General features: G+C 60.7%; 8 protein-coding genes and 1 pseudogene. 3 read left to right on the forward strand and 6 right to left on the reverse strand.

What is annotated here, in order from left to right:
• Positions 1-133: 133 nt before the first annotated feature.
• The 5 genes and pseudogenes from C8265_RS19835 to repA all read right to left on the reverse strand — a co-directional run bounded on the left by C8265_RS19835 (position 134) and on the right by repA (position 5486).
• A complete protein-coding gene (locus C8265_RS19835; RefSeq protein ID WP_222481223.1) occupies positions 134-292 on the reverse strand; it encodes a hypothetical protein in 159 nt (52 codons plus the stop codon).
• Positions 288-1783, reverse strand: a pseudogene (locus C8265_RS18240) (ParB/RepB/Spo0J family partition protein); the annotation flags it as partial. The pseudogene C8265_RS18240 and the gene C8265_RS19835, both read right to left, overlap by 5 nt.
• A gap of 168 nt (positions 1784-1951) precedes the next feature.
• Positions 1952-3163, reverse strand: a complete 1212-nt coding sequence (repC, locus tag C8265_RS18245; protein ID WP_009503869.1) for a plasmid replication protein RepC — start codon at positions 3161-3163, stop codon at positions 1952-1954.
• Between the two features lie 213 nt (positions 3164-3376).
• On the reverse strand, positions 3377-4309 hold the full coding sequence (gene repB, locus C8265_RS18250; RefSeq protein WP_009503868.1) for a plasmid partitioning protein RepB: 933 nt from the start codon (positions 4307-4309) through the stop codon (positions 3377-3379).
• Positions 4293-5486 carry a plasmid partitioning protein RepA gene (repA, locus tag C8265_RS18255; protein WP_009503867.1) on the reverse strand — a complete coding sequence of 398 codons (1194 nt, stop codon included), beginning with the start codon at positions 5484-5486 and terminating at the stop codon, positions 4293-4295. Before repA ends, repB begins: the two co-directional genes overlap by 17 nt.
• Positions 5487-5694: 208 nt before the next feature.
• Here repA and C8265_RS18260 point away from each other — a divergent pair, with 208 nt between their 5' ends.
• Positions 5695-5922 (forward strand): AbrB/MazE/SpoVT family DNA-binding domain-containing protein, encoded by a 228-nt coding sequence (locus C8265_RS18260; protein ID WP_009503866.1) that lies wholly within the window; start codon positions 5695-5697, stop codon positions 5920-5922.
• Positions 5912-6307 carry a PIN domain-containing protein gene (locus tag C8265_RS18265; protein ID WP_009503865.1) on the forward strand — a complete coding sequence of 132 codons (396 nt, stop codon included), beginning with the start codon at positions 5912-5914 and terminating at the stop codon, positions 6305-6307. The genes C8265_RS18260 and C8265_RS18265 overlap by 11 nt, the downstream gene beginning before the upstream one ends.
• Positions 6308-6385: 78 nt before the next feature.
• Here C8265_RS18265 and C8265_RS18270 read toward each other — a convergent pair whose 3' ends face one another.
• Positions 6386-7270 (reverse strand): recombinase family protein, encoded by an 885-nt coding sequence (locus C8265_RS18270; protein ID WP_009503864.1) that lies wholly within the window; start codon positions 7268-7270, stop codon positions 6386-6388.
• Between the two features lie 226 nt (positions 7271-7496).
• On the opposite strand from C8265_RS18270, the gene C8265_RS18275 reads away from it, so the two are divergent.
• Entirely contained in the window at positions 7497-8576 is a 1080-nt protein-coding gene (locus tag C8265_RS18275; RefSeq protein WP_040182667.1) for a hypothetical protein, read from the forward strand.
• The last annotated feature ends 61 nt before the right edge of the window (positions 8577-8637 follow it).

Here is an 8637-nt window from a genome sequence, read left to right on the forward strand (position 1 = left end):
GGGGTGCGGTGTCGATGATGGTTGTTGTAGACATGATTCTTCATTCTGAATGCGAGTAATCGCACTCATCCCATTGATATTATTACACTATAGGGTGATTGGGGGCGGAATCTCCGCCCCCCGCTGGATCACGTTATTCCGAGGCCAGCATCGACGCGCCTTCAGCAGGCAGGTCATCCGTCAGAAATGCAGGAAGGTCAGCTTCACTGACGCTGTCAGCCGCTTCGGCATCCGCCCCCTGCCCTTCGGCATGGTCCTCATCGTCCAGCGCCACGAGATCGTTCCGGCGCATGACGCTCGTCGACCAGCTTTGCCACCACGCTGTCCTTCAGATCGCTCGCCTGCGCCGGCATGTAGATGTGACGCACTGAGGCTTCGAGACAGCTTCCCGAAGCAGAGGAAGTGCGGAAGGTGTCCGTCACAATCTTCAGCAGCAGCAGAATCAACGCCACGTCGGGCGAGCGCCCGATCGCTTCACGCAGCGCCAGCGTCCGGTGTGCCGTCAACTCGATTACGAGCCGCTCGGGCAGTGGCTTCAGCGCTCCGTCATCCTCATCCTCCGGGAAGTCAGCTCCGATAGGCTGGCCACCCGACATAATGATGGTTCCGCCAGGAGCGGCACTGCCATGGCCATCGGTGAGATCACGATCAGCACCCTGCCCCGCCACCGCAGGATCAGTATCATCCTGGACCGCTGCCTCCTCAACAGGCTCATCCTCTGACCGCACATAGCCGCGATAGACGGCCAGCGCGCCGTACCGGTCGAGCGTGACGAACGCCCCTGCCCGCCCGATCTCCTCCGCGTCGAAGATCAACGGCCGGGTCTCGATCCTTTCCATCTCCGCTTCCAATACGCCAAGCCGCGTGTCGACCTTGTCGGGGATCTCATCCTGACCCGCGTATTCCTCTTCCAGCGCCCGATACTCGGCGAGCAGCTTGGCATGGGCCGCACCTTCCTCATCCGTCATCGGTGCCGGATCGCCGGATAGGGACCGCAGCCTGTAGCTGTAGCCGTAGGGCAGGTCAAGCGCGACTTCGATCCACTTCCAGCCCTCAACCGCAACCGTCTCAGCCTCGGCCTGGAGTTTTTCCGTCACCAGCCGATCGAGCAGGGCAGGGTCCTCGAGCCAGCCATCGTCATCGCCCTGAAAGAGGTCATGCAGCATCGTGCCGCCCGCCTCTTCGTAGGCCTCAACACCCACAAAGACCGCGCGCCGGTCGGACGCTCGGACCGAGGTCTCGGTCAGCATGCGCCGGATCTGGAATGGCTCCTTGTTCCAGGATGAATGGATCACATCCCAGACCTGAACCTGACGCGCGTGATCGGGGTTCACGGTGAAGGCGGCAGCAATCTCTGCATCGCTCTGGCCCTTATCCCGCAGCGCCACAAACGCGCGGAACTGGTCGAGCGGGTGCAGGGCGACGCGATGCATGTTTTCTGCAAGGGAATCATCCTCGGCCAGGATGTCGGACGCAGCATCGCGCACGATGCAGGGAATGGGCGTGGTCTTTGCCAAACACTTATGCTTCACCAGCAGGGACAATGCTTGGAACCGACGGCCACCGGCCGGGATCTCGACTTGCCGGTCTCGGTGCCATCGTCAGCCAACACGGGCCGCACGCTCAGGCTCTGCAAGAGGCCGCGGCGGGCGCTGTCTTCGGCCAGTTCCTTGACGGACACGCCAGCCTTGATGCGCCGCACGTTGGACTGACTCAACACCAGTTTGTCAAAAGGGATATCCCGGGACGGGGACAGGGTGATTTTCTGGACAGCTTTCGTCATCAGATCTTCTCCACGACGGGCGCCGGAAGCCACTCTCCCGATCTCATTTCCCGTCACCCTCAAACCAACACTCCTTTGCCTCTCGATGATCGTATGGTTGCCAAGAGGCGACTTAACAGCTGTTAAGTCATGCCAACTGAGCACCGCGGCGTTGAAACTTAACAGCTGTTAAGCCGCACTTCGCCGACCGATCAAAGCCATGACCATCGGACCGCAAGAGAATTCGCCCGCCGCGGCCTTGGACGTCAGCGCCCGCAAGTATCCACCCGGTGATCTGATGTCAGAGAAACGTTCCAGCATGGCCACGACGACGATCGAGGCTTGCTCTGGTCCCATGCAGCGTTGCGCTTCTTCCCACGCAGAAACACTGATCCCCATGGCCGGCCTTACATGACAAGCCGCGTCGAAAAGTTGGTGCCAGTGTCGAATGTCGCCCTGATAGAAAGTCTTGAGCGAGGGACAGCCGGCGATTACCAGGTGGAGAGGGATTTTCGGCACCCGCCTCGTGTCAGGCTCTTCAAGGTCAGCCACGGGCTCACCCGTATCATCATCAGGCGCGCGTCCCGCCGCCCCGCCTTTTTCTAAGGCAGGTTCAAGATCTATAGATTCTTTATTTGAATTATGATGGTGACGCTCACATTGGGCATCATTGGTGTTCATTTCTTCTGTTTCAGGACCGTCAATCACATTACGCGCCTGGTCAAGAAGGGTCTCCAGTTCAGTCCGAAATGCCGACAGATCCTCAAGCGAGAGTTTGCGGCGAAGAGCGCGGGCGGTGAGGGCTGCCTTGTCGCGGAGCTGGTCCCACAGGCCAAGCCCGGGCTGGATCTCCTCGCCGAACTCCGCCAGAGCGGCCAAGTCGCGACGCATAAGGCTCACTACCTCCCTCAGTCGCCGCACACGGTCCTCGGCCTCACGCACAGCCTCTGCAGCCCGTGCAATATCCTCGGCCCGGCAATAGAGCGGGGAGAGATCAAAGCCGAAGGCCACCCGATCTTCGCCACGCTTGCGCACATACCGCTTCCCATTGGGGCTATCGCGCCGCATGAGCAAGCGTGCCTCTACCAACCGGGCGAGGTGACGGCGCATCGTCGAGCAAGGCATGCCGTTCAGCCGCTCGCAGATCGCCTTGTTGGATGGGAAGACGACCATTTCGGTGTTCCCGCCAAGCGCATCGTCCGGAAAGAAGCTGAGAAGCCCCTGAAGAACGGTCAGATCGCGCTCGGAAACCCCAAAGGCCGCCTGTGCCTTGGACAGCTCGCGGAGGAGCTCCCACTTGTTGACGGGCCTGCCGGGAACAGACGCCTCAGGACGCTCGACCACGCGCAGATGGGCGTGCGATATCGGCCGCATAAACGGCGAAATCGGTGTGTAATCCATGATGTCATTCACGAAGGCAAAATTTCCCTGGCCCGCGAATCGCTTTGCGCTTGCGGGAAAGGGGCCAGATCGCTACATTCAGAGGTGCGAAAACTGAAGTTTTGTAGCGGGCTGGTCCCGTGCGAAACCTAAGAAAGGTCTCGTGAAGCTTGCTTCTCGGGGCCTTTTTCTTTTCTGCCTGTCTCGTGCCTCCTTTTTGATTGTTGCTCTTCCTCAGTCTTCCGAACGCTTCCAGCGCTCGTGAAGCTCGGCGATCAGCTGCGGGGCGTTGCCCTCAAGCCAGCTGACAAAATCGCTCTCCTCGGCCTTCAACTCGAGCTTGAGTTGCTTTCCACGACGTCCGGTCGTGACAGTGGCGGCACCGACCCCCGGAATCACCGTGCCGGGCCGCCCGCGAGGGCGAGACGAGGATGTGGTCTGTTCGGGCTTCCCTGCAGCAGAGAGGACGGCCAAAAATGCATGATCGGATTTCTCGTCAATACCGCCTTGGTAGGATGTTTTGGCCTCACCCGCCAAAGCTGCAAGCAGTTCGCGATCGGCATCCGTAGCCCCCAGCAACTTCTTGAGCTCTTCCCACCTGGGCCGACCAATGCCCGGAGCGGCACCGATGGCGAGGACCAGGTCCTCCCCAACGGTGCGGACCACGCTTAACAGCTGCGACACTCCTGCCTCGGTCAGATTGAGAACCTCGGCGACACCCTTGTTAGTGCGTTCGGATGCGCTCAGATGGTCACCGTCGAGCAAGGCTGCGGCAACAAGCGCTCGTTCGATGAAGCTTAGATCCCGCCGCTCTTGGTTCTCTAACAGCTGATCACGAAGTGCCTGATCGCCCTCCATCTCTGTGACAATGGCGCGGACCTTGATCCCAAGTTCTCTGCAAGCTTCCAGTCGACGACGGCCATAGATCAGGCTGTAGCGATCACCATCAAGCGGCCGGACGAGGATTGGTACTCGCTGTCCGTTCTTGGAAATTGACGCCTTGAGGCCCGCAGTCTCAATCTGCAGCCTGTCATCGAGCCGACCTGTGATTTCGATTTGGTCAGGCTCGATTTCGAAAACGCCGCCGCGCAGCCTGCGCCCTTCAAGAGCGTCGGGCGCGTTGCGCAGGGTCTGCAGTGGCAGTCCCAGTTTAGGCTTTCTTGCCATTGCGTCCCCACGTGTTCTGGATGATCGCCGCGATCTCGTCGTTGACGGCGTTCATGGATTCGATTGCACGATCGAAAGTCTGACGCGTGAAGTCCTTCTTGTCGGCCTCGTAGAGCGTCTGCTTCGTCAGCCCTGCATCAGAGATCGCAGTAGACTCAACCATGTGGTTGGTCAGGACTGACCTGCCGAACAGACCCCGGATGAAAGCAATGACCTCGGTCTGCGGGGCATCACCCACCTTGTAGCGGGTCGGCAGAAAGCGCAGCCAGTCGAAGCGAAGGTTTGCGCCAGCATCCCGGATGACGCCAAGCAGATCAGCGGTCATTCGCAGAAACTGCGACATGGACATCAGATCGAGCATTTGGGGGTGAACGGTAACAAGCACCCCTGAAGATGCTGAAAGGGCGGACATGGTTAAAAAACCAAGCTGCGGCGGACAGTCGATGACGACGACGTCATAGTCCGCTTCGACACTGTCGAGCGCGTCGCGCACACGGGCAAAGAATGCGCGGGCGCCGCCACGCTGAATGGCTGCCGGTGTCTCATGTTCGAATTCCATGAGCTCGAGGTTCCCGGGAATCAGGTCAAGACCACGGATGTAGGTCTTGCGGATCACGTCCGAGATCGGGACCGGTTCATCGTAGCGAACCGCATCATACAGCGTGCCACCCTCCATCAGGTCCAGCTCAGGCTGGATGCCATGCAGCGCGGAAAGGGATGCCTGGGGGTCCAGATCGATCGCAAGGACACGATATCCCTTGAGAGCCAAGCGCTGTGCAAGGTGAGCGGATGTTGTCGTTTTCCCGGACCCGCCTTTGAAGTTCACAACAGAAACAATCTGAAGCTCGTCACCGGCACGACGCCCCGGAACGTAGGTTCCAGGCTTCTTCGCGTTTGCCTCAAGAGCGTGGCGAATCTCCCAGATATCATCGAGGGTATATCGCCGGTGGCTGCCCGCAGTGGTTTCGACGTCAGCGATCTTTCCTTCTCGATGAAGCTTGCGAAGGTAGGTATGATCGACGCCAAGCAACTCGGCCGCCTCGCCGCTGGTCAGGCTGCGCATGACTTTTTTGGCGTCGGGAGGGAAGTGGGCAGCACGTTGCGCATGAAGATTGGACGCAAGAAGCTCTGCGTAGTGCCCGATGGCAATGTCCAGGTCCTGCTCAGCTTCGCTCATCTCTGCCTCGATTCGTGGGCGCGTTTTTTATGTGATCGCGCGTTATTTATCGAGACTATTGCCCGAGCTATCAGATTCGTGCAAGCTCTTTCTAGATTTGGTGTCAGTCGCTGCGTCATGCACAAGAGTAGCTAGGGTTTGCGGCAGGCTTGTCTTAGGAACCTTTCGGATATACATTACAAGACGTATATCCGCATGGGAGGTCACGATGCAGGTCGCAAAATGGGGTAACTCGCTGGCCGTCCGTTTGCCCGCGGAGCTCGTCCGAGAGCTTGGTCTCAAGGAGGGTGATCAGATCGACCTGGTCAAGGACGACGGTCGGGTCAGAGTCCGTCGCCTTGCTCGTGCGGATGAGGTACTTACCGGCCTGCGCCGCTTCCGGGGCAAGTTGTCCGCAGCAGAACGTCTGAGCCGCGACGACGCACATGAGCGCTGAGTTCGCGGACACGAATGTCGTTCTTTACCTGCTCGACGATGGCCCAAAGGCCGATCGCGCCGAGGTCATCCTGGGGCAGGGGCCCCGGATCAGCGTTCAGGTTCTAAACGAGTCACTGGTGAACTGCCGCCGCAAAGCTGGCCTCGGTTGGGAGGAAGCAGCGGCCTTTCTCGAAGGCGTGCGCGCCTTGTGTCCCGTCGAAGATCTCTCCGTGCAGACCCATGACGTCGGCCGCGCTTTGGCGGAACGCTACGGCTTCTCGATCTACGACGCGATGATCGTGGCCAGCGCTTTGGTTGCGGGGTGTACCACGCTGTGGAGCGAGGACATGCAAGATGGCCTGCTGGTGGAAGGCCAGCTTCGCATCGTCAACCCCTTTGCATGAGCGGACGGCTTCTGTGCCTGAAACTGACCACAACCTTGTAATCCTTCCCTGTAGTGGAGGATTTGCAAGGTTGTTAGGCTACTCAAGCAGCCCCAGCCTCTCCGCCCGCTCCAACAGCATCTTGACTGACGACGGCTGCCATCTCGTTCGGCCACGTGGTGTGCGTTCGCGCATAGATTCCAGCCGTTCACAGATCGCCTGGAGCGTAATGCCGGGATCCGCGCCCTTGATGGCGGCGACGATGGCGGGCAGGCGGTCGTCGGTTTCGCGGCGGCCGGCGCGGGCCAAAACTGTCTCGGGCAGGAAGCCGTCGCGGACATAGGCCTTCACGGCGCGCAAGAGACGGCTTTGGGTCCAGCGACGCGCCTCGGGCAAGGGGCCGTTGATGATGCGCACCACGTCTTCCCAGGCCAAGTCGGGGCGCAACCGGCGCACATGGGGCACCCAATCTTGTGCCGTTTCGTTCAGACGCTCCATGTAGCCGTCCTGTCGCGCTAGCCGCACCTTGCGAAGAGCGGCAGGGTCTTTGGCCCGCAGTCCAGGGTTTCCGCCCACGCGGCCCTTTGTGCGCGCACTGGCGAGGCCGGCCTTGGTGCGCTCCCGGATCAGGGCGCGCTCGAACTCGGCCGCAGCGCCCAAGACCTGCAGCGTGAACTTGCCCTGCGGGGATCCAGTGTCGATCGGGTCCTGGATCGAGCGAAAGAACGCACCCCTGGCCTCCAGCCGCTCGATCACTTCCAGCAGATGCGACAGAGACCGCGCAAGCCGGTCGATCCTCACGACGACCAGCGTATCGTCACTCTGGATGCGTTCGAGCACACGCCCAAGCACCGGCCGCGCGCGATTGCCGCCTGAGGCGTGCTCTTCATAGATTTCGGCGCAACCCGCAGATTTCAGGGCCTGCGACTGGGGCAGGGGGGTTTGATCCTCTGTGGATACGCGCGCATAGCCTATCAATGGCATCAAAACAGTCTTTTTGCAGTTTCATATAGCGCCAATAAACGACCGTTTGTAAACGAATGCAACCGCTCTCTCTGTGGTGCTGCTCATCAAAAACCCCTTGGATTCCATACGCTGAGCGCGATCAGAGAAATCTCGCAGACCACCGAGCGCGCGTGCTATATAAGGTATGCAGGCGCACTCTGACAAAACACTTGGGTAAAATGCAAAAGTGCCGTATTTTGCACATATGAAGCCTCAAGTTTCCACGCAGTATGATATTTTTGACGACCCTCTAGTGGATGCGGAGGGGCTCGAAGAGGCGTCTGAGGACGACCTGTGGTTCCTGCCCGGTCCGATGGAAGTGGAGCCGGAATATCTGCCGCCCGGACCGAGGGCAGAGCTGCGTGAAACCGCAGTCCTCGACGATTGGCGGAAGGCAGAGGCAGGCAATGCCGCCCATCTCGCCCGTGTGGCTGGCCGGATTGGCGCACTGGATGACCGTCTGCACCGTGGTCCGGAGGGCTGGCGGCACAGGCTCGCGCTGATGGAGGCGGCAGACCTCAGCTGGTTTGCAGGCGACCGAATTGGCCCGGATCGGCTGGCGCTCTGGATATCCATGCGCTTGTCCGGCGTGCAGGACGACACCGCAGCGCTCGCGCGTGTCGGATGGGCAGTGCGGCGTCTGACAGGCGGTCCCGGCCCAGGGGTGGACCTGTCCGCTTTCCTCGATCGCCGTGACCCCGAAAACATGGCGGATGAAGCCGAGCCCTTTGCGGATCGCGCGGGCGGTTGGCTTGACCTGATGGCGCAAGCCGCCGACCTGCACCCGATCACACGCGCCTGCATGGGGTTTCACCTCTGGAGCCTTGCGGGCCTCGGGCAACAGGGCGACCGGATGGAAGCGGCGGTTACCGCCGCACGCATTGCCGCCAGCGAAGGCCCGAGTTCGAATGGGGGGGCCATCTTTGCGCCTCTGGCTACACGCGGGGCAGGGGGGCTGCGCGCCAGTGGCCCATCGGCTGAGCGCTTAGAGCGTTGGCTCGAGGGAATGGAAACAGCATGCCTGACAGCAATGCGACACCTCGACGATATCCAGGCATGGTCAGCTCGGGCGGAAACCATGATGGCCCCGCTCTCTGGCAAGACACCACCAGCATTGCGCGCCGTGCTGGCCGAATGGCCCCTCGTCTCCGCCCCAATGGCCGAGACCCTGACCGGTGCCAGCCGCGCCGCCGTCCAGCGCAACCTCGTCTGGATGGAAGCGCGGGGTTTGATCTGCGAAGTGACCGGGCAGGGCCGGTTCCGGATGTGGCGCACCACGACCTAAGAGATGAGCGTCATCGCTCGGTATCCTGACGGGTGCGTGCCAGTCGGCCAAAGTTCCGGTA

This window comes from Oceaniglobus ichthyenteri (assembly GCF_003057885.1).
Taxonomy (GTDB): domain Bacteria; phylum Pseudomonadota; class Alphaproteobacteria; order Rhodobacterales; family Rhodobacteraceae; genus Oceaniglobus; species Oceaniglobus ichthyenteri.

What these genes read in the sequence shown, in the direction of transcription:
- C8265_RS19835 (WP_222481223.1), bottom strand. Translation starts at nt 292, where the DNA reads ATGCGCCGGAACGATCTCGTGGCGCTGGACGATGAGGACCATGCCGAA.
- repC (WP_009503869.1), bottom strand. Translation starts at nt 3,163, where the DNA reads ATGGATTACACACCGATTTCGCCGTTTATGCGGCCGATATCGCACGCC.
- repB (WP_009503868.1), bottom strand. Translation starts at nt 4,309, where the DNA reads ATGGCAAGAAAGCCTAAACTGGGACTGCCACTGCAGACCCTGCGCAAC.
- repA (WP_009503867.1), bottom strand. Translation starts at nt 5,486, where the DNA reads ATGAGCGAAGCTGAGCAGGACCTGGACATTGCCATCGGGCACTACGCA.
- C8265_RS18260 (WP_009503866.1), top strand. Translation starts at nt 5,695, where the DNA reads ATGCAGGTCGCAAAATGGGGTAACTCGCTGGCCGTCCGTTTGCCCGCG.
- C8265_RS18265 (WP_009503865.1), top strand. Translation starts at nt 5,912, where the DNA reads ATGAGCGCTGAGTTCGCGGACACGAATGTCGTTCTTTACCTGCTCGAC.
- C8265_RS18270 (WP_009503864.1), bottom strand. Translation starts at nt 7,270, where the DNA reads ATGCCATTGATAGGCTATGCGCGCGTATCCACAGAGGATCAAACCCCC.
- C8265_RS18275 (WP_040182667.1), top strand. Translation starts at nt 7,497, where the DNA reads ATGAAGCCTCAAGTTTCCACGCAGTATGATATTTTTGACGACCCTCTA.